The organism is Streptomyces sp. NPDC013317 (genome assembly GCF_055563155.1).
In genome coordinates, this window is the sequence record NZ_JBVHDX010000003.1 from 529,312 (window position 1) to 548,425 (window position 19,114).

General features: G+C 73.1%; 16 protein-coding genes and 2 pseudogenes. 9 read left to right on the forward strand and 9 right to left on the reverse strand.

All coding sequences use genetic code 11. The features are described from left to right. Window positions 1-24: 24 nt before the first annotated feature. Window positions 25-1,137, reverse strand: a complete 1,113-nt coding sequence (locus ACZ3IJ_RS11210) for a CapA family protein (RefSeq protein ID WP_467467415.1) — start codon at window positions 1,135-1,137, stop codon at window positions 25-27. A 66-nt stretch (window positions 1,138-1,203) separates the two neighbouring features. Between ACZ3IJ_RS11210 and ACZ3IJ_RS11215 the strand changes: the two are divergent. Next, a pseudogene (locus tag ACZ3IJ_RS11215) lies at window positions 1,204-1,905 on the forward strand (alpha/beta fold hydrolase). Window positions 1,906-1,911: 6 nt separating this feature from the next. On the opposite strand, the gene ACZ3IJ_RS11220 reads toward ACZ3IJ_RS11215, so the two are convergent. Together ACZ3IJ_RS11220 and ACZ3IJ_RS11225 are read right to left on the reverse strand one after the other, a co-directional pair. Further along, complete coding sequence (locus tag ACZ3IJ_RS11220) at window positions 1,912-2,829, reverse strand: phosphatase domain-containing protein (RefSeq protein WP_467467416.1); 918 nt, start codon at window positions 2,827-2,829, stop codon at window positions 1,912-1,914. A 3-nt stretch (window positions 2,830-2,832) separates the two neighbouring features. Then, entirely contained in the window at window positions 2,833-4,053 is a 1,221-nt protein-coding gene (locus tag ACZ3IJ_RS11225; protein WP_467467417.1) for an RNA ligase, read from the reverse strand. A gap of 265 nt (window positions 4,054-4,318) precedes the next feature. Here ACZ3IJ_RS11225 and ACZ3IJ_RS11230 point away from each other — a divergent pair, with 265 nt between their 5' ends. From ACZ3IJ_RS11230 to ACZ3IJ_RS11250, 5 genes are all read left to right on the forward strand, one after another. Further along, window positions 4,319-4,942: an ankyrin repeat domain-containing protein gene (locus ACZ3IJ_RS11230; RefSeq protein WP_467467418.1), complete on the forward strand. Its 624-nt coding sequence runs from the start codon at window positions 4,319-4,321 to the stop codon at window positions 4,940-4,942. Next, window positions 4,939-6,279: a hypothetical protein gene (locus ACZ3IJ_RS11235; RefSeq protein WP_467467419.1), complete on the forward strand. Its 1,341-nt coding sequence runs from the start codon at window positions 4,939-4,941 to the stop codon at window positions 6,277-6,279. Before ACZ3IJ_RS11230 ends, ACZ3IJ_RS11235 begins: the two co-directional genes overlap by 4 nt. A gap of 65 nt (window positions 6,280-6,344) precedes the next feature. Beyond that, window positions 6,345-7,559: an amidohydrolase gene (locus ACZ3IJ_RS11240; RefSeq protein WP_467467420.1), complete on the forward strand. Its 1,215-nt coding sequence runs from the start codon at window positions 6,345-6,347 to the stop codon at window positions 7,557-7,559. Window positions 7,560-7,816: 257 nt separating this feature from the next. After that, the gene (locus ACZ3IJ_RS11245) at window positions 7,817-8,761 is read left to right on the forward strand and encodes an endonuclease/exonuclease/phosphatase family protein (RefSeq protein WP_467467421.1); all 945 of its coding nucleotides are present in this window, start codon (window positions 7,817-7,819) and stop codon (window positions 8,759-8,761) included. A gap of 137 nt (window positions 8,762-8,898) precedes the next feature. Next, a complete protein-coding gene (locus tag ACZ3IJ_RS11250) occupies window positions 8,899-9,615 on the forward strand; it encodes a flavodoxin family protein (protein WP_467467422.1) in 717 nt (238 codons plus the stop codon). A gap of 76 nt (window positions 9,616-9,691) precedes the next feature. Here the strand turns inward: ACZ3IJ_RS11250 and ACZ3IJ_RS11255 are convergent. Further along, window positions 9,692-10,708 (reverse strand): annotated as a pseudogene (locus ACZ3IJ_RS11255) (DNRLRE domain-containing protein); the annotation flags it as partial. Here ACZ3IJ_RS11255 and ACZ3IJ_RS11260 point away from each other — a divergent pair. From ACZ3IJ_RS11260 to ACZ3IJ_RS11270, 3 genes are all read left to right on the forward strand, one after another. Beyond that, window positions 10,680-10,898, forward strand: coding sequence for a hypothetical protein (locus ACZ3IJ_RS11260; protein ID WP_467467423.1), 219 nt, complete (start codon window positions 10,680-10,682; stop codon window positions 10,896-10,898). The pseudogene ACZ3IJ_RS11255 and the gene ACZ3IJ_RS11260 overlap by 29 nt on opposite strands. 233 nt (window positions 10,899-11,131) lie before the next feature. After that, window positions 11,132-12,406 (forward strand): VWA domain-containing protein, encoded by a 1,275-nt coding sequence (locus tag ACZ3IJ_RS11265; protein ID WP_467467424.1) that lies wholly within the window; start codon window positions 11,132-11,134, stop codon window positions 12,404-12,406. Continuing rightward, entirely contained in the window at window positions 12,406-13,227 is an 822-nt protein-coding gene (locus ACZ3IJ_RS11270) for a hypothetical protein (RefSeq protein WP_467467425.1), read from the forward strand. Before ACZ3IJ_RS11265 ends, ACZ3IJ_RS11270 begins: the two co-directional genes overlap by 1 nt. A gap of 118 nt (window positions 13,228-13,345) precedes the next feature. Here the strand turns inward: ACZ3IJ_RS11270 and ACZ3IJ_RS11275 are convergent, their stop codons facing one another. The 5 genes from ACZ3IJ_RS11275 to ACZ3IJ_RS11295 all read right to left on the reverse strand — a co-directional run bounded on the left by ACZ3IJ_RS11275 (window position 13,346) and on the right by ACZ3IJ_RS11295 (window position 18,894). Beyond that, on the reverse strand, window positions 13,346-14,023 hold the full coding sequence (locus tag ACZ3IJ_RS11275) for a response regulator (RefSeq protein ID WP_467467426.1): 678 nt from the start codon (window positions 14,021-14,023) through the stop codon (window positions 13,346-13,348). Beyond that, window positions 14,020-15,351: a sensor histidine kinase gene (locus ACZ3IJ_RS11280; RefSeq protein ID WP_467467427.1), complete on the reverse strand. Its 1,332-nt coding sequence runs from the start codon at window positions 15,349-15,351 to the stop codon at window positions 14,020-14,022. Before ACZ3IJ_RS11280 ends, ACZ3IJ_RS11275 begins: the two co-directional genes overlap by 4 nt. 17 nt (window positions 15,352-15,368) lie before the next feature. Next, window positions 15,369-16,526 carry an acyltransferase family protein gene (locus ACZ3IJ_RS11285; protein WP_391799210.1) on the reverse strand — a complete coding sequence of 386 codons (1,158 nt, stop codon included), beginning with the start codon at window positions 16,524-16,526 and terminating at the stop codon, window positions 15,369-15,371. Next, entirely contained in the window at window positions 16,519-17,472 is a 954-nt protein-coding gene (locus ACZ3IJ_RS11290; RefSeq protein ID WP_467467428.1) for an alpha/beta hydrolase, read from the reverse strand. Before ACZ3IJ_RS11290 ends, ACZ3IJ_RS11285 begins: the two co-directional genes overlap by 8 nt. 144 nt (window positions 17,473-17,616) lie before the next feature. Further along, window positions 17,617-18,894: a YncE family protein gene (locus ACZ3IJ_RS11295; RefSeq protein WP_467467429.1), complete on the reverse strand. Its 1,278-nt coding sequence runs from the start codon at window positions 18,892-18,894 to the stop codon at window positions 17,617-17,619. Window positions 18,895-19,114: the final 220 nt, after the last annotated feature.

Genomic DNA, 19,114 nt, shown 5'->3' on the forward strand with positions numbered 1-19,114 from the left:
CGGGCGGGTGCGTGCCGCCGCCCGTCAGGCGGGGCGTGCGACGAGGGTCCCGTCCTCGTCGAGGTCCACCCGCGTTCCGTAGGGCCGGCTGGTCCGGCCCAGTACGTCGTGGAGCCAGCGCGCGTCGCGGCGGGGGGCGTGCTCCAGCCGCAGGCGGCGGGCCCGCAGGGGAATCATGCGTACCTCCTGGAGGCGGCCGTCCTCGGGTCTCAGCGTGACGAGGTAGAGGAGACGCAGATCGTCGCGGTACTGCTCGTAGCCCGTGATGCCCTCGTAGTCGTTGATCAGGTCGCCGCAGCCGTGGAGGACCGGCTTGCCCCGGTGGACCTCCAGGGGCCGGGGGTGGTGCGAGGAGTGGCCGTGCACGACGTCCACACCCGCGTCGACCAGCTCGTGCGCGTAGTCGACGTCGGCACGGGAGAGCGCGTACCCCCAGTTCGAACCCCAGTGGATCGAGACCATGACGATGTCGCCGGGGCGCCTGGTGTCCCGGATCCGGGTGAGGAGGCCGGTGGCGGCGGAGTGGCCTGGCCCCGAGGCGAAGTGGACGCCGCCGCGCCGCGCTGTGGCGGCCCAGTCCCGCGGAATGCCACTGGAGGCCATGCCCAGGGCGTACGCGACGAACCGTCCTCCCCCGGGCAGGGGGACGACCACGGGCCGTGCCGCCTCCTCGGCGTCCTCGCCCGCTCCCGCCGTGGCCACGCCGTGCTTGGCCAGGGTGTCGAGGGTGTCGTTCAGGCCCTGGTGGCCGTGGTCCAGGACGTGGTTGTTGGCGAGGACACAGACGTCGGGGCGGGCGGCGGTCAGGCTCGGCAGGTTCTCGGGGTGCATGCGGTAGTGGACCGCCTTGCCGGGCGCGAACTCGTCGCTCGTGGTGACCGCGGTCTCCAGATTCGTGACACGGACGTCGGGCGCCTCGGCGTCCAGGACGTCGAGCGCGACGCCCCAGGGGTAGGTGTAGTCCACGCGGTGCGGGATGGGGCCGTTGGCCTCCTCGGCGAGCGCCACATAGGACCGTGCATCATGCACGTACCGCTCGTGCAGCGCCGGGTCGCCGGAGTGGGGAAGGATCTGGTCCACTCCGCGGCCGAGCATCACGTCGCCGCAGAGGAAGAGTCGGACCAGGTCACCGCCCATACACCCAGGGTAGACGCGGCGACGCGGGCGGGCCGGATTGTCGGACCCCTTCGCTACGTTGGCGGCATGACTGAATTCGTTCTGGTCGCAGGCGCGTGGCTCGGACCGTGGGCGTGGGACGAGGTGGTTCCCGAGCTGCGGGCCGCCGGTCACGGGGCCCACGCGGTGACGCTCTCCGGTGTCGCCGAGCGGCGGGGTGTGACGGCGCGGCAGCGGACGCACGTGGCGGACGTCGTCGAGGTGGTCGAGGGCCGCGATCTGCGGGACGTCGTCCTGGTGGGGCACAGCTACGCGGGCATCGGTCGGTCAGGCCGCCGAGCGGATCGACGACCGGATGTCCCGTGTGGTGTTCGTGGACTCCAATGTGCCGGCGGACGGTGAGTCGTTCGTGTCCGCGTGGCCGGACGGCCGGGCCATGGTGGAGGGGGCGATCGCCGAGAACGGGGGCTTCTGGCCGCCGCTCGACGCCGCGGAGTTCGAGGGCCAGGGTATGGACGAGGAGCAGATCGCGCGTCTCGTCGCCGGCGCGACGCCCCACCTGGGCGCGACGCTCACCGAGCCGACCGAGCCGGCCCACCCGCTCGGTGAGCTGCCGGCGACGTACGTCAAGTGCCTGCTGGACGGCGCCGAACCGAACGGGCGACGTGGCGGCGCTGCTGAGGAGCGAGCGATCGGCTCGTGCGGAGGGACACGGGCCACTGGCCCATGTTCTCCCAGCCGCGCGAGCCGGCGCGGATCCTCCTCGACGGCGCGGTGACGCCGGCGTGACCCGGCTCAGAAGTTGCCGTAGTTGACCTGCCAGGTCGGCAGGCCCATGCGGCGCCAGAGGGCGACGACACGGTCGCGGTCGTCGAGCGAGACCCGTACCGCGAACCGGTGGCGGATGTGCGCGTCGAAGAGCTCGGCCTTGACGATGTCGTCGCCGCGCCCGTCGTCCGATGCCCGCATCCACAGCTCGTCGTACGGCACTTCATGGCGTGCGAGCCACGACTCGGTGAGGGCGCGGTGGTCCTCGCTGCGACCGGACAGCAGCACGATCGTGTCGTTCTCGGCGCTGCGGAAGGCGCGCAGCGCGCGGGCGACGGAGACGTTGAGCAGGTCGAGGTCGCAGCGGGTGAAGTCGTACGGGCCGCGGTCGCCGCGCAGCGCGAGGGTGCCGTCGATGTCGCACAGCACGGCCGAGGGCAGCGCCGGGTCGGGGACGTACGGCACGGCCGCGGGCCGTTCGCCCAGCCACTCGGCGGTCAGCCGCCAGCCGCCCCGGGTGGCCTTGGCGTGCTTGTCGGCGAGGATGCGGATGATCTCCTCCCCGACGGGCCGCTCGCGCGCGGCGTCGCGCCGTACGCACTCCTCGACCGGTACGTCGGTGAAGTCGTGCACCACGAAACGGGCGTCGAGGCCGACGACGGCCGCCTTCAGCCGCTTGGGGATGTGCGGGGTCAGGTGGGTGTTGTCGACGACGACATCGAAGCCGCCCTCGACGGCCGAGCGGACCGCCGCGTCCTGGATGTCGAGGACGGTCCGCTCGTGGGCGTGGGAGCGGCCCCGCTCGGGAGCGGGGATGTCCAGCATGGTGCGCAGGTCGTCGAGGTTGACTCGACGCATCCGGCCCTCGGCCTCCGTCTGGAGCCGTCGGGCGGCCGTCGTCTTCCCCGAGGCCGGAAGCCCCGTCATGACGTGTACGTCGGGCACGGCTCAGTTCTCCACATCGGTCGTGAACGGGTCGGACGCCTCGGGCCTGACGGAGCGCCAGACGAACAGGTCCGTGGGGCGCCCGTCGAGGCGCAGGAACAGGGCCGACCGGAGGTCGCCGTCGACCGGCAGGGCCTTGACGGCCCGGGCGAAGGCACCCCGGTCCCCCGCCAGGTGGGCGACGCCCCGGTACGCCTCGTCGATGGCGCGCTCGCGGGCCGCCGCCTCGTCCTCCAGACGGGCGATGACCCCGCGCACCCAGGCGTCGAACTCGTCCGGCACCTGCTCCAGGAGCGCGTCCAGCGGCCGGCCGCCCGCGGACTTCACGCCGCCGAGCTCGGCGACCGAGCAACCCAGGCCCTGGGCCAGGCGCTTGACGGACGTTCCCGCGAAGCGCTGGATGCCGTGGCTGCGCCAGATGTCCCGCTCGGTGACGCCGGTGAGCACCTTGTGGAGGCGTACGTACTCGCTCAGCTTGGCCTTGGCGCGCACACCTGAGGCGTAGCGGAGCACGAAGCCCTCGGCGTCGGTGCCGGTGGCGGTCTGTCCGCCCGGCAGGGTGTTCGCCTCGGTCAGGGCGAGCAGTTCGTCCAGCGGCATGGCGGGCCAGGTCCGCACGACCGAGCCGATCGCGGTCCAGTCGGCGGCCGCCTCGGCGAGCGGGACCTCGGTGCCGTCCGGGCCGAAGGCGGCGAGCAGCACCAGGTCACGCCGGTCGCCGTAGTCGACGACGATCCGGTTCTGCGGGTGGAGGATCTCGGCGAGGTAGGTGACGCCGGGGGTCAGCGCACCGGTGTCCCGGCCGTCGAGCCGGCGCTGCGCCCAGGTCGCCTGCGCGCTGATGAAGGAGCCCTTGGAGGCGACCCGCCACCGGCCCGCGTAGTGGAAGATCACCGCGAGGCTGCCGTCGACCTTGTCGTAGACCTCGAAGGGCTCGTCGGGCAGGGCGGGTGCGTAGGGCTGACCGGCCTCGTGCTCACCGATGTTGAAGAACTTCGGCAGGGGCAGCGCGACGATCTCGCCGGTCGCGTCGTCGGCGACGAGCCCCCGGCAGCGCGTCGTCACCTGGTTCCAGATCCGCTCGTACTGGCACGTCCGCGTGTACGTGTAGATCGACAGCGGAAGTTCGGGGTGTGCCTTGCGGGTGACGTGCCCGGCATCGATGGCCTCGGCCAACGCCTGCGGGGGCAGCAGCTCCCGGAGAGTCAGGGACGCCTGGCTCATGGTTCCTCCTGGTCGGTGAAGGTCCATTCTGACCTGCGGAGACCCCGGCCCGACACTGCTTTTCACGGCGCCCGCGTGAACCCGGGGGTCATCCGATCGGTCGACCCCGGGTCCACCGGTCGGCTCCCTCGGGGGATCCACTGGTCCGACCGGTGGCGCGCGGCGGCGGCCGCACGATGGTGAGGAGGGCGGACCGCCCGCCTCCGCCGTCCGACGGGAAGGGACGACGTCCATGCTGCCGACAGCCGTGAGAAGGAGAACCGCCATGGATCCGTACGACCGGCTGCTGCTCGCGGCCGCCCACCGGGGGGACACCGACGGCGTCGGCGCCGCGCTCGCCGCCGGCGCGCACGTCGAGTGCCGTGACGCGGAGCGCCGCACGCCTCTGCTGCTGGCCGCGCGGGCCGACCGGGTGGACGCCGCCGCCCTGCTGGTCGAGGCGGGCGCCGATCCGGACGCGCGGGACAGCCGGGCGGACACACCGTGGCTGATCACCGGGGTGACGGGCAGTGTGCCGATGATGCGTGTGCTGCTCCGCGCGCACCCGGACCTGACGCTCACCGACCGCTTCGGCGGGACCTCGCTCATCCCCGCCGCGGAGTGCGGCCATGTCGCGTACGTACGCGCCGTGCTGCGGGAGACGGACATGGACGTCGACCACGTCAACCGGCTCGGCTGGACCGCCCTGCTGGAGGCGGTCATCCTCGGCGACGGCGGCCGGGCGCACGAGGAGGTCGTCGAACTGCTGATCACCGCGGGAGCGGATCCGCTGCTCGCGGACCAGGACGGGACGACCCCGCTCGACCACGCGCGACGACGTGGGTTCGACGGCATCGCCGGCCTGCTCGCGGCCGCGTCGGCGCGCGCCGGACGGAGGGCGGTCCGATGACGCGCACGAGCACGGTGACGTCACCCGCCCGCACGGGAGGGCGAGCCCTGGCGGGGGCTCGGGTCCTGGCGGGCTCGCGGACCCCAGCGGCGGCTCGGATCCTGACGGGGGCTCGGGTCCTGGCGGGGGCTCGGATCCTGACGGGGGCTCGGGCCCTGGCGGGCTCGCGGACCCCAGCGGCGGCTCGGATCCTGACGGGGGCTCGGGTCCTGGCCGGGGCCGCCGCGGTCGCGGCCGTCCTCGTCGGGTGCGCACCGGGCCAGGCTGTCCACGCCGGGACCGGCGAGGCCTCCACCGCCGCGCGGTCGTCGGACCCCGCGAACTCCTCCCCCGCCACTCCCCCGGGTACGGCTCCCACGCCGACGCCCGACGGGACACTCCTCGTCGCCGACTTCGGCTCCGACACCGTCACGTTCGTCGACCCGAAGCGCGGCACGCTCGGCTCCGTCGAGGTGGGGACGGCTCCGTACGGTCTGGTCGTCGGCGCCGACGGGCGCGCCTGGGTGGCCACCGCCGAGGGCGTCGCCGTGGTCGACACCCGCACCCGCGAACGGCTCGCCCTCATCCCGTACGAGACCGACACCGGCCCCGTCACCACGGGCGAGTACCGGGGCGGGGGCATGGGCATCGCCCTCTCCCCCGACGGCGGGCGGGTCTACGTCGGCGTCAACGTCCCCGGCGGCAACGGCACTCTGGAGTTCGTCGACACCGCGCGCCGGGAGGTGACCGGCACCGTCCCCGTCGGCCGGCGGCCCTTCGACGTCGACGTGGCACGGGACGGCTCCGAGGTGTACGCGACGGACCACGACTCGTTCGACGTGACCGTGGTCCGGGCGGACACGCTCGACGCGCGCCGCATCGAGGTCGCCCCGTACGGCACGGAGGGCGGTCTCGGCTCGTGGCTCAAGCCGCACTACGCAGTCGTACGGCCCTCGGACGGCCGGCTGCTGCTGCCCTTCGAGGGGGAGCGCCTCGCGGTGGTCGACCCGCGCACCGGCCGTACGGAGATCGCGCCGATGACCGCGGACACGCACCAGCACGGTGCCACGATCACCGCCGACGGCACGCTGTTCGTCGTCGGCACGGGGCCGATCGACCCGTCGGAGGACGAGGGCCCTTCACTGACGGTCCGGGCGCCCGACGGCACCGAGCGCGTGTACCCGCTGGAGGGTCCGCACGAGGACGTCGCCGTATCCGAGGACGGCCGCACCGCGTACGTCACGGGCGGCTTCACCCGCGACGGCTGGTGGGACGGCATCACGGTCGTCGACGTGGAGAGCGGCGAGACACGGCGGATTCCCGCGGGTGAACGCCCGCTCGGCATCGCGGTCCTGTAGCCGGCCTGCCCGTGGTACACCACCATCCGAAGACGTCCCCGCTCGCTCACCGAGAGGTTCCCACCGTGGTCCCGAACGCTTCGCCCGTCGTCACCGTCTTCCGCGACGTCCGGCCCTGGGGCGGCCCGCGAACCGACCTGACGGCGGTGGACGGCATCCTGGCGGAGGCGGGCACGGTCCCCGAGGAGGCCGCCGTGGAGTACGTCGACGGAGGCGGCCGGCTGGCGCTGCCGACCCTCGTCGACGCGCACCTGCACCCCGACAAGACGACGTGGGGCGAGCCCTGGCACAGTCGGCGCCCCGCACGGGGGATCGCGGCCTACGTCGAGGGCGACGTGGTGCTGCACCGGGCGCAGCGGACGCCCGTGGCCGAGCGGGCGCTGCGGCTGCTGTCGCACGCGGCGGCCCAGGGCACCCGGGCGACGCGGGCCCATGTCGACGTCGCTCCCGCGTACGGTCTCGAAGGCGTGGAGGCCCTGGCCGCGGCGCGGGAGAAGCTGCGCGGAGTCCTCGACGTCGAGGCGGTCGCCTTCCCGCAGCACGGGGTGGGGCGTACGCCGGGCGTGGCCGAGCTCCTGGAGGAGGCGGCGGCCGGCGGGCTCGTCACGCACATCGGGGGCATCGACCCGGCGGGCTTCGACCTCGACGGCGCGGGGCGCGACGGCGGGCAGCTCGGCACGGTCTTCGGGATCGCTGAGCGTCACGGCCTCGGGCTCGACATCCACCTCCACGACAGGGGCGAGCGGGGCCTCGGGCCGCTGCGTGACATCGCCGCCCGCACCAAGGCGCTGGGTCTGGCGGGGAAGGTCAACGTGGGGCACGGGTTCGCGGTGGCCGAGCTGTCCGGCGGAGAGCTGGACGTGATCGCGGACGTCCTCGCGGACGCCGGGGTCTCCCTGACGACGGTCGCCCTGTCGGCGAGCACGGTCCTTCCGTTCCGTCGCCTCGCCGAGCGCGGTGTCCGAGTGGGCCTCGGCTCGGACGGCGTACGGGACAACTGGAGCCCGTTCGGCAACGCGGACATGCTGCACCGCGCATGGCTGGCGGGCTGGGCGCTGGACGTGCGGCTCGACGAGGAGCTCGAGGCCTGCTTCCGGGTGGCCTCGGACGGCGGCGCGGATCTGCTGGGCCTTCCGCGCGCCGATCTCCGTGCCGGCTCTCCGGCCGACTTCATGCTGGTGGAGGGCGAGTGCGTGCCTCAGGTCGTGGTCGACCAGCCGCGCCGTGACGTGGTGGTACGCGCCGGGCGTGTGGTCGCGAGGGACGGCCGCCTGGTGTGAAGGGCGCGGGGCGCGGGGCGCGGGGCGCGGGGCGCGGGGCGCGGGGCGCGGGGCGCGTGGTGCGGGGCGCGGGGCGCGGGGCGCGGGGCGCGGGGCGCGGGGCGCGGGGCGCGGGGCGCGGGGCGCGGGGCGCGTGGTGCGGGGCGCGTGGTGCGGGGCGCGTGGTGCGGGGCGCGCCGGCCCGGCCCGGCGCCGCCCGCGCCTCTGCCGGGAACTGGATCTCCCCTGCCGGCGTCCCCTCCCCCGAAGGGGGGAACGTGGAGGGGACACGAAGAAGGCGCGGGCTGCTGACGGCGGCCGTCGTCGCCGTGGCCGGCCTGCTGCTGCTCGTTCATCACCTGCTGCCGCGGCTTCCGGGCAACCCGGTCGGTCTGGCAGAGACGTTTCTGCCCTGGCTCGGCCTCGCCGTCCCCCTCGGGCTCGTCGTCGCCGCCCTGCGCCGCTCGGTCCTCGCCGCCGTGGCGTGCCTGGTCGTGGGCGCCGTCTGGCTGGGGGTGTTCCAGGAGCCGTTGGCGTCGTCGGCGCCGGACGCCTCCCGGTCGTACGACCTGACGGTCGTGCAGCACAACGTGAGCGACGAGAACACCAGCCCTTCGCGGGTCGGGCGGATCCTCCTCGGTCCCGACCCCGATCTCGTCGCGCTCCAGGAGCTGACGCCGTCGAGCCTGCCGGCCTTCCGACTCGTTCTCGCGGCCACGCATCCGCATCACGCGACCGTGGGGACGGTCGGGCTGTGGTCGAAGTACCCGCTGACGGACGTCGCCCGCGTCGACCTGAAGCCCGCGCAGGTGCCTGCCGGCTGGGAGCGGGGACTGCGGGCCGTCGTCCGCGGTCCGCACGGGCCGGTGGCGACGTACGTGGCACACCTGCCCTCGGTCAGGGTGCGGGCCACGCAGGGCTACGCGACCGCGTGGCGCGACGAGAGCGCCGCACGGCTCGGACGCGCCCTGACGGCCGACCGGTCCGCCGCGGTCCTCGTCCTCGGCGACCTCAACGGCACCGTCGACGACCGGGGCCTGGCTCCCGTCCTCTCCCAGGTGCGCGGCAACCGGGAGGCCTTCGCGTTCAGCTGGCCGGCGAACCTGCCCCTCGCCCGGATCGATCACGTACTGGGGCGCGGCGACGCGGAGGTCGGTACGACCTGGACGCTGCCCGACACCGGCAGCGACCACCTTCCGGTGGCGGCGCGCGTACGGCTCTGAGCGCGGCCCCGCGCGTGTCATCCGGTCGGTCGCCCAGCGTTGGCTCCGCCGCCCGGTGTCGCCGAGGCTGGTGGGGTGGCGTGGGACACGGACCGCGGCACTCCGGCGGACCCACCCGGCAAGGAGACGACACCTCGATGACCGACTCCGGCACTTCCTACACGGACCTTCGCGCCCTGGTGATCAACTGCACGCTCAAGCGTTCTCCGGAGCGGAGCCATACTCAGGGGCTGATCGACATCAGCACCGGGATCATGGAGCGCCAGGGCGTGCGGGTCGAGGTGCTCAGGGCGGTGGACATCGACATCGCCACCGGTGTCTGGCCGGACATGACGGAACACGGGTGGGAGACGGACGAGTGGCCGGTCATCTACTCGAAGGTGATGGCCGCGGACATCCTCACCCTGGCTGGACCTGTATGGCTGGGAGACAACTCTTCCGTCATGAAGAAGATCATCGAGCGGCTGTACGCGTGCTCCTCGATCCTCAACGAACAGGGTCAGTACGCCTATTACGGTCGTGTGGGCGGCTGCCTGATCACCGGCAACGAGGACGGCGCCAAGCACTGCGCCATGAACGTCCTCTACAGCCTCCAGCACCTCGGGTACGTGATCCCCCCGCAGGCCGACGCCGGATGGGTCGGCGAGGCCGGGCCCGGGCCCTCCTACCTCGACGCGGGGTCGGGCGGGCCGGACAACGACTTCACGAACCGCAACACGACCTTCATGACCTGGAACCAGCTTCACCTGGCGAGGATGCTCAAGGACGCCGGGGGCGTCCCCGCCCACGGAAACCAGCGCTCCGAGTGGGACGCCGGCTGCCGCTTCGACTTCGAGAACCCCGAGCACCGCTGAACGGTCGACGACACGACACGACACGGCGGGGCCCGGCCGACCGGCCGGGCCCCGCCGTGGTGGCTCAGGTGTCACGTCACCCGATGGCGAGCTTGTTCTTCCAGCCCACGCCGTCGCTGTTGCCGACGATCTCGACTCCGCTGCCCGACATCTCCCCGCGGCTGCCGGCGTAGAAGCGCACCGCTCCGTCCACCCGCAGGGTCCAGATGTCGGGGATGCCGTCGCCGTTGGCGTCCGGAGTGCCGTAGAACAGCCGAATGTTGCTGCGTCCCCAGCCCGAGGCGCCGTACTGGGCGTCCACCCCGGTCGCGGAGTTGGCGGCGGACGCGAGGGACGTGAGTTCCACGCCGCTGCCGTCGGCGTCCTTCTTGCCGGTACGGAGCAGCAGGCGGCCTGACACGTCGGTGCGGTAGATCATGTCGGTCACCCCGTCTCCGGTGATGTCCTGGACCGTGACGATGTCACGCTCCAGCCAGGGCGAACTGGACAGCTGGACGGCCGTCTCGATGCTGGCGCCGTTGTAGCCGACAAGGGCCCACAGCGCGTCCCCGACCTTCAGGAAGAAGTCCGTCTTGCCGTCGCCCGTGGCGTCTCCGGCGGAGACGATCTGGGTGATGGTGTCCGGCGCCGGCGCGTTGGACGGCAACAGGATCTCCTGCCGCTTGTCGACGTTCACGCCGCCGTAGCCGTCGCCCGGGTACACCCACAGCCTGCCCTCACGGCGCGCGACGAGGTCCTGGAGGCCGTCCCCGCCGTAGATGTCGCCGAGGTGCGTGATCAGCGTGTTCTTCCAGTAGCCGGACGGTGCCGAGACGTACTGCGGGAGCCCGTCGTCGCCGTTCGGGTCCTTGGCGGGATTGCCGCGGTAGGAACCCGACATCGAGTAGTCCAGGTCGCCGGTGCCCTTCACCAGGTCGGTCGTAGCCTCCGACGGGTAGAGCCGCAGGTTTCCGTTGCCGTCCACGACCATCAGGTCGGGCAGCTTGTCGCCGGTGAAGTCACCAGGGTGGTCCGCCTGGTCCCGAGGGGTCACGTAGAAGAGGTACTTCGTCGGCTGCGACGGGTTGCCCGCGTCGTCGACCGCTCGCACGTGCCTGGAGCGGGTCGCCGCCTCGCCCGAGCCGGTCGTCCGCGAGTTCCTCGGCGGCCTGACGGGCGACTACCTGATCGGCCGGGACGGCCCGCTCTCCTACGCCCATGCGGGTCCCAAGGTCCGCGCGGTGATGGTCAGGGCCTGCGAGGACTGGGGCCTGCCGGTCCCGGCCGACTGGACGGCTTCGTGAGGCGGCTTCGCGAGTCGGCTTCGTAGGACGGCACGACAAGGGCAAGGGCCCGCACCTCCTCCAGGGGGTGCGGGCCCTTCGCGATGTGCACGGTCGTCCGTGTCCCACGTCCGGCGGCCGGTTCCATGGCGCGATGAACGTGTAGTGGACGTTTCGGACGCGCGGACGCCCCCTCAGGCCCCCGCGCACGGGGCCGTTTTGGATTGTCGGACGATCATCCCTACGATCCGCCCATGATCACGAGAAAACGGCTGTCGACCGGGGCCTGCGCGCTGCTCGCCGTCCTGGCCGTCGGGCTGTTCCCGACCGGCGCCGCCGCCGACGAACCGGTGGCCAAGGAATCCCCCAAGGTCGAGCTGGTGCTCGACGTCAGCGGCTCGATGCGTGCCCGCGACATCGACGGCCAGTCCCGGATGTCCGCCGCCAAACAGGCCTTCAACGAGGTGCTCGACGCGGTGCCCGAGGAGGTGGAGCTCGGCATACGCACCCTCGGCGCGAACTATCCCGGGCAGGACCGCAAGACGGGCTGCAAGGACACCCGGCAGCTCTACCCGGTCGGCCCGCTGGACCGCACCGAGGCCAAGACCGCCGTGGCCACCCTCGCCCCCACCGGCTGGACGCCCATCGGACCAGCCCTGCTCGGTGCGGCGGAGGACCTCAAGGGTGACGACAACGCCACCCGCCGCATCGTGCTCATCACGGACGGGGAGGACACCTGCGCCCCGCTCGACCCCTGCGAGGTGGCGCGCGACATCGCCGCCCGGGGCATCCACCTGACCATCGACACCCTCGGCCTGGTGCCGAACGCCAAGATCCGCCAGCAGCTCACCTGCATCGCGGAGGCGACCGGCGGTACGTACACCTCGGTCCGGCACACCGATGAACTCTCCAAGCGGGTGAAGCAGTTGGTCGACCGCGCGGCCGACCCGGTCGTCACCCCGGTCGCTGCCGAGGGCACCGCGCGCTGCGCCGACGCCCCGACCCTGAAGCCGGGCGTGTACACCGACCGCGAGACCTTCGGCCAGCATCGCTGGTACCGGGTGGACGTCCTGCCCGGCCAGGAGCTCCGCGCCTCGGTGAGCGTCTCCGCCGACCGCGCCGTGAACGACGACTACGGCGTCCTGCTGCGGGCGGTGACCCTGCGCGGCCGTGAGATCGTCCGCGGCTCGGAGGCCGGCGACGGGCGGACGGACGTCATCTCGACGGGACTGCGCTATCCCAGGCGGGAGGTGGACGGGGCCGACGCGGACAAGCCCGCGGCGGAGACCGTCTGCCTGCAGATCAGCAACTCGTTCTCGGCTCCGCCGTCGGTCAAGACCACGCCCGGTATGCCGATCGAGCTGGCCGTCGACATCGTCGACGCGCCGGACGAGGCCTCCGACGTGGCCGCGTTCGGTCTCGGCAGGGGCTGGTGGCTGCTCGGCGTGCTCGTTCTGGCCGGTTTCGTGGGCGGTCTGCTGTGGGGCTGGCTGTCCCGCTGGCGCGTCGCCGTCTGGAGGACCAACTGATGCGTACCGTACGCGCGCTGAGCGCCGTCCTCCTGGCCGGAGCCGCCCTGTTCGGACCGGCCGCCGTGCCGGTCCTGGCCGACACCCCCACCCCGAGCGGCAGCGCGAGCGCCGAGGCGGCGGCCGGGCCGACCGAGGCCGGCACCACGTTCCGTACCGCCGCCTTCTTCCGGCAGGGTCAGCAGGCCACCGCGGAGGCCTCCACGGGTGACTACCTGTACTGGGTCTTCCCTGCGGACACCGGACAGCGTCCCACCGTGACGGCCTCGGTCACCCTGCCCGAGTCCGCCGTCCGGCACGGCGCCTCCACCTGGCGGATCGACGTCTACGACGGCCTGCGCCGCCGTCAGCCGTGCATGTACGGGATGCAGTCCAGGGCCGCGGCCCAGGAGGCCGCGACCGTCGAGCTGGCCTGCACCCTGCGCCCGGTCCGTCCCTGGGCCGACACCTGGGACGACGACCCGCTGCCCGGAAGCTACTACGTGCGGCTCACGGTCACCGGCCTCCCCGAGGAGGACCTCGGGCAGCCGTTCACCGCCAGGATCGGGGCGACCTCGGTGGAGAAGGGCGGCGCGTACGCGGGCGGCGGCTCCCTCGCGGCGCCGCTGGTGCCCGGCGCCACGACGGAGGACGCGGCCTCGGCCGGCACGCCGTCCGCCGTGGAGGCGCGGGCGCCCGAGGGCGGCTGGGCCTCGGGCTGGTGGTCCGACCGCTGGATCTGGACGGCCGTCGGGGGCGTGCTCGGCGCGCTGGCCGGCATCGGCGGATACACCCTGACCAGGGGAGCCGGCCGCCCCTCGCGGGTTCCGCCCGCCGTCTGACACGAACACGCGCGCGTGAGGCCCCGGGTCCTGAGGGATCCGGGGCCTCACGCGTCGAACGGGCCCGAGCCGGACCGGAGTCGAGCAGGCCCGTGGCCCACGTCCGGCGCCGGGCCGCTCATCTCCCCGCGGGGCGCACCAGACCGATGTCGTAGGCGTGGACGGCTGCCTGGGTACGGTCACGCAGGCCCAGTTTGATCAGGATGCGGCTCACATGGGTCTTGACCGTCTGCTCGGCCAGGACCAGGCGGGCCGCTATCTCGGCGTTGGACAGACCGCTGGCGATCAGGGCGAGCACCTCGGTCTCGCGCTCCGTCAGATCGCCGACCCGGTCCTTGAGCGGGGCGCGGGGGGCCGCGCTGAGCCGCGAGAACTCGGCGATGAGCCGCTTAGTGATGTGCGGCGCGAGCAGGGCGTCACCTGCGGCCACCACCCGTACCGCGTGGGCGAGTTCCTCGGCGGACGCGTCCTTGAGGAGGAATCCGGACGCGCCCGCTCGCAGCGCCTCGTAGACGTACTCGTCGAGGTCGAAGGTGGTCAGGACGAGCACCTTGACGGCCGAGCCGGCGACGGAGGTGAGCGTGCGGGTGGCTTCGATGCCGCCGGTTCCCGGCATGCGGATGTCCATCAGGACGACGTCGGGGGCGAGTTCGGCCGATCGGGCGACGGCGTCGTCTCCGTCGACCGCCTGGCCGACGACCTCGATGCCGGGTTCCGCGTTGAGCAGCACGGTGAAGCCCTGACGGACCATCATCTGGTCGTCGGCGATGAGAACCCTGATCGGACTGGTCGTCATATGCCTTCCTTGCGAGGTTCGACGGGGAGGGAGGCGGTCACCTCGTAGCCGCCTTCCGGGGTCGGTCCGGTCGTGAGTTCGCCGCCGAGCATGGCGGTGCGCTCCCGCATCCCGAGCAGCCCGTGTCCCGGTCCCGGCGCGAGCGGGGCGGGCGAGGGACCGACGGGCCGGGGCGGTGGAGTGTTGGTGATCCGCAGCGTCAGTCCGGCCGCGAGATGGCCGGTCTCCACGCGCACCCGCGCGCCCGGTGCGTGCCGCATCGCGTTGCTCAGTGCCTCCTGGACGATGCGGTACGCGGAGAGTTCGACGCCCGGTGAGAGTGGGCGACGTTCTCCGGTGGTGACCGCCTCGACGGCGAGTCCGGTGGCGCGGACGTTGTCGAGGAGCTCGTCGAGCCGGTCCAGGGTGGGCTGGGGGCTGTGCCGGACACCGTCGGCGGCCGGGTCCTCCGACCGCAGGACACCGAGGACCCGGCGCAGTTCGGTCAGCGCCTCGACTGCGTTCTGGCGGATGCCCGCGAGGTTCTCCCTCAGCTCGTCGGAGGGATTCTCGACCAGGTGGGGGGCGACCTGCGCCTGAATGGAGATGACCGACATGTGGTGGGCGACGACGTCGTGCAGCTCGCGGGCGATCCGGCCGCGCTCCTCCAGCAGAGCACGCCGTGACCGTTCCTCGGCGGTGATGACCTCCTGGGCGACGAGCTGCGTCCGCGCCACCCGGCTCATCCGCAGCGAGGCTCCCACCACCGCCGCGGTGGCGAACGCGATGGCTCCGCCGCCCAGGTCCTCGTTGTGGGGAAAGCCCGTGGGGACGACCGTGTTGACGAGCCCCGACAGCACGGTGATCACGAGGGTGACGACCGTGACCCGCAGCGGGACCCGCAGGGCGAGGAGCAGCACGACGAAGGTGTGCACCACGATGCCCCAGAGGCTCCAGGGCCACACCAGGTCGGGTCCGACGATCGAATCGCCGACCTGCGCGGTCAGGAACAGCGTGACCGTCGAGAGCCACCAGGCCGGCACGGGCCGGCTCAGAGCGAGGACCAGAGAGGCGGCCTGAAGGACGACGAGCAACTGCATCGGCCCCGTGAGCACGGGCATCGCACTGCCGTACTCGGCCATCTTCGCCGCGCCCGAGACGAGGGCGAGCAGCACCAGGTGCCCGTGCGGCAGCCAGCCGAACCACGCCTGGCGGGGCAGTGGATCGCGGGCCATCGTCCAGAGGTCCTCGCGCAGGGCGCGCGGCACCCGTCCCAGGGCGCCGATCAGCGACCGCCCGCTCCCCTCCCCCACCTGTTCCCCCTTGTCCGCTGCGTCCAGCCTAGGCACGTCGGATCTCCCTCTCCTCATCGGGTCGCTTCATGATCGGGTCGCTTCTTGCCGAAGGGGCGACGACCGCCCTGTTCGTACGCGCGGAACGCGCCGACGCACACCAGCAGCGCGAGCGCGAAGAGCGGGAGCCAGGCGATGCGGGCCAGGACCCAGCCGTATCCGTCGGGCGTGGCGTGGAGACCCGGCAGCGGTCCGTGGCCGAGGAGTTCGCCGGCGAGGAGCCCGGTGACGGTGACCGCGATCATCGCGGTCTGGTGCCAGAGGAACACCGTCATCGCGCCCAGGTTGACCAGCGCGACCGCGGCCCAGGCGGCGGGTCCGCGCAGGGCTCGGCGCAGCGGGTCGAGGAGCAGCAGCGCCGCGCCGCACTGGGCGAGGCCGAACGTGACGGCGGCGAGCGTGGGCGGGTTCAGGTTGGACACCGGGGCACCGGGCACGCCGACCATCGCGGCGGGATAGCCGGCGAAGAGCACCAGCAGCACGGTGGTCGCCGCGCCGCCGCCGAGCAGGATCCGGCCGGTGGTGCGGCCCTTGAGACCGTGGCGGGCCCAGGCCGCACCGAGGCAGTACGGGACGAGCCAGCCGGCGGCCACGTTGATCCATCCGATCCAGGCGGGCCCGTCGAGACCGAAGCGGATCAGGTCGACGTGGAGGACGACGGCGAGCGGCCAGAGCGGGTGTACGCGGGCGACGAGCGGGGTCAGAGCGGTGAGCGCGGCGAAGACGAGCAGGAACCAGAGCGGCGAGAGCACCAGCTTCCCCAGGGTGTACACGGTCTGCCAGGGCACTCCGGAGGCGAGGAGCGCGAGCGCCACCGCGGTCCACACCGCGAGCAGGGCGGCGACGGGCCGGAAGAGCCGGCCGAGGCGGGCCGCGAGCCAGGCCCGGTAGGGCTCGCGGCGGTCGCGGGCGGCGGCGAGGCCCCGGGCGGACACCGCTCCGCCGACCAGGAAGAAGACGGCCAGGGTCTGGAACACCCAGGAGACAGGGGTGAATTCGGGCAGGTGGTTCAGGGGGCTGGCACCGCGCACCGTACCGCTGTCGGCGACCAGGGCGGTGACGAGCCAGTGTCCGAGGACGACGCCGAGGATCGCGAGCGCGCGCAGGGCGTCCAGGGCGCGGTCGCGGCCGGGTGGAGTGGCGGCGTCGATGCGGCGGGCGAGGTCACGCATCGACGGGCTCCCGTCCCTCGACGATCCGGGCGAGGTTCGCCAGCGGTACGGAGCCGGGGAGGAGGTAGTCGCTGTGTCCGCCGTCGCCGGCGTCGAAGACCCTGGCGCCGAACTCCGGCGCGAGGGGGTCCGCGCCGAAGCCCATCTCCCCGGAGGGCAGGGACAGGCGGACGTGGGGCACGTGGGCGATCCAGTCGGATCGGCCGCGCCCGGCCCAGACGGTGGCCGTGGTCCGCAGGTCCGCGGCGCTGTCCGCGCCGGTCCCGGGGCTTCCGTAGAGGACGATCCCGGCGACGGGGAGCCCGGGGGCCGCCTCGGCACAGACGACGGAGCCGTAGGAGTGGCAGAGGAGGGTGAGGCGGGCTGCCGGTCGTGCGGCTCTCAACTCGGCTATGAAGTCCCGCAGTCCCGGGGCGGCCTCCTCGGCCCGGCCCGGGGTGACGGCGGCCGCGCTCGCGGTGGCGGGGGTCGGGTAGCCGAGCCAGGCGAGGACGGCGCCGCGTTCGCCCAGCCGGCGCTGGAGGGCGACGGCGCCGTCCCGGAAGCGCTCGCTGCCGAGCGGGGTGTCCGATCCGGGGACGAGGACGGCGATCCGGTCGGCGCGCGCGAGGTCGCCGACGACCTCCACGCTGCGGCCGCCGTCACGGCCGTCGAAAGCGAGGAGACGGCGGCCCCTGTCCGCCATCGCGTGCAGGGCGGCCGCCCGCCGCAGGTCGCCGTAGTCCGCGGCGGTCCGTTCGGCGGCCAGGACGGCGTCCCGGGTGGCGGTGTACCGCGCGTCGAGGGTGCCTTCGGTGACGGGGGCGAGCGGCCCGAGCACGGGCGGCGGGGGCGCCGGGACGGCGGCGGGGCGGGCCGCGCCCGCCGTCGGCACCGCCACCGAGGCGATGACGAGCGCGGTGAGCAGGGTGCGGCGCAGCCGAGGGCTGCGCGGGCGGGACGCCATGGCGTGTCCTTCCGTACCGGAGTGGTTCGTCGTTCCGGTGGAGAAGGTAGGGATCACGCGCCGTCGTCGGCGTCCCGCCGGAGGGGACAGTCCGCGGGTGGCTCCGAAGTACTACGAGTAGGGGTGGAGGCGGCGCCCGGGCCGTCAGCGTGCCGTCGGGCCGGTCCAGTCGGCGGGGACGCGGGCGAGCCGGACGCGCTGGGGGTGGTCGCCGACCGGGACGGAGGCGACCTTGCGGCCGGTCGCGAAGTCGATCGCCGTCACCCGGTCCGTACCGCTCTCGGAGATGACGCAGGAGCGGCCGTCTCCGCTGACCGTCGCCCAGTAGGGCTTGGACGCCTCCACCAGCGGTCCCTCCCGCAGCGACGCGCGGTCCACGACGGTGGCGTAGTCGTCCATCGTGGCGGCGACGCAGAGCTTGGAGCCGTCGGGGCTCATGGACATGCCGTGGTGGCGCGAGTCGTTGACCCAGGTGGTGCGGTCCGGGTCGGTGGCCGGGTTCTCGGGTAGCGTCTTGACGCGGGTGATCCGGTCGGTGGCGATGTCGTACTCGAGGAAGCCGTTGAAGAACGAGACCTGGAAGTAGAGCTTCGACTCGTCGGGGGTGAAGGCGACGGGCCGGACGGCGTCGGAGAGGTCCTTGCGGCCGAAGGCGTCGAGCCGGGCGCGCATGTCGATGACGCGGACCTGCTCGAAGGTGCGGGCGTCCACGACGGTGATGCGGCGATCGCCCTTGGTCCAGTCCCAGAACGGGTCGTCGAGGGCGGTGGTGACCTCGCCGATGGCCATGTTCCAGAGGTGTCGCCCGTCGGCCGAGAAGACGTTCTCGTGCGGCTTGTCGCCGGTGGCGAAGGAACCGACCTGCCTGCCCGTGGTGATGTCCAGCACGTGCACGGTGTTGGAGGTGGAGGCCGAGACCGCGACGCGGGTGCCGTCGGGTGAGACGGCCATGTGGTCGGAGCGGAAACCGGAGACGGGGAAGCGCCAGTTGAGCGCGCCGGTGCGGAGGTCGATGGAGACGACGTCGGCGAAGCTCGGCCGGGAGACGACCATCGCCGAGCCGTCCGGCGTGGCGTACATGTCGTCGACGAACTGGTCGTGGCCCTCGCCGGGTCCCTGACGGATGCCCAGGAAGAAGGCGAGCTTGAGGGGGTTGAGCCCGATCTCCCACATGCGGCGCTCACGGTCCGGTATGACGTTGATCCGGCCGATGCGCGCGAAGTCGCCGGAGGACTCGATGACGTCGGCCGTGCCGTCCCAGTTGTTCCCGACGAACATGACCTCGCGCAGCGCTCCGGGCGCCGTCGGTCCCGCGGGCGGGGCGGCGGCCACGGTGCCGCCGCCACCGACGGTGAGCACCAGTGCGGCGGCGAACGAACCGAGCAGGAGGCGGCGTGCGCCTCGCGTCCGGGCAGCAGACATCGGTCTTCCTTCCATGAGGGCGTGCGGCACCAACTGCCCTGTTACCCAGGGCAACTTACCCGACAGTAAGGAGTACCCGCGCCGCCCACAAGACTCGGAACGCGTCTGCTGTCACATGAGGCGTCAGCCGTGGGGGAAGGCGCGCGATCAGCTTCTGGCGCAGGACGGCCCCCTGTGCCGACATGACGTGCACCAGGTAGAGGTCGCGGCGGCGCGTCCA

Excerpts from the sequence above, each read along its gene's own strand:
- ACZ3IJ_RS11225 (WP_467467417.1), bottom strand. The coding sequence starts at position 4,053 with ATGAGCCAGGCGTCCCTGACTCTCCGGGAGCTGCTGCCCCCGCAGGCG.
- ACZ3IJ_RS11290 (WP_467467428.1), bottom strand. The coding sequence starts at position 17,472 with ATGGCGTCCCGCCCGCGCAGCCCTCGGCTGCGCCGCACCCTGCTCACC.
- ACZ3IJ_RS11230 (WP_467467418.1), top strand. The coding sequence starts at position 4,319 with ATGGATCCGTACGACCGGCTGCTGCTCGCGGCCGCCCACCGGGGGGAC.
- ACZ3IJ_RS11210 (WP_467467415.1), bottom strand. The coding sequence starts at position 1,137 with ATGGGCGGTGACCTGGTCCGACTCTTCCTCTGCGGCGACGTGATGCTC.
- ACZ3IJ_RS11270 (WP_467467425.1), top strand. The coding sequence starts at position 12,406 with ATGCGTACCGTACGCGCGCTGAGCGCCGTCCTCCTGGCCGGAGCCGCC.
- ACZ3IJ_RS11250 (WP_467467422.1), top strand. The coding sequence starts at position 8,899 with ATGACCGACTCCGGCACTTCCTACACGGACCTTCGCGCCCTGGTGATC.
- ACZ3IJ_RS11235 (WP_467467419.1), top strand. The coding sequence starts at position 4,939 with ATGACGCGCACGAGCACGGTGACGTCACCCGCCCGCACGGGAGGGCGA.
- ACZ3IJ_RS11265 (WP_467467424.1), top strand. The coding sequence starts at position 11,132 with ATGATCACGAGAAAACGGCTGTCGACCGGGGCCTGCGCGCTGCTCGCC.
- ACZ3IJ_RS11275 (WP_467467426.1), bottom strand. The coding sequence starts at position 14,023 with ATGACGACCAGTCCGATCAGGGTTCTCATCGCCGACGACCAGATGATG.
- ACZ3IJ_RS11285 (WP_391799210.1), bottom strand. The coding sequence starts at position 16,526 with ATGCGTGACCTCGCCCGCCGCATCGACGCCGCCACTCCACCCGGCCGC.
- ACZ3IJ_RS11295 (WP_467467429.1), bottom strand. The coding sequence starts at position 18,894 with ATGTCTGCTGCCCGGACGCGAGGCGCACGCCGCCTCCTGCTCGGTTCG.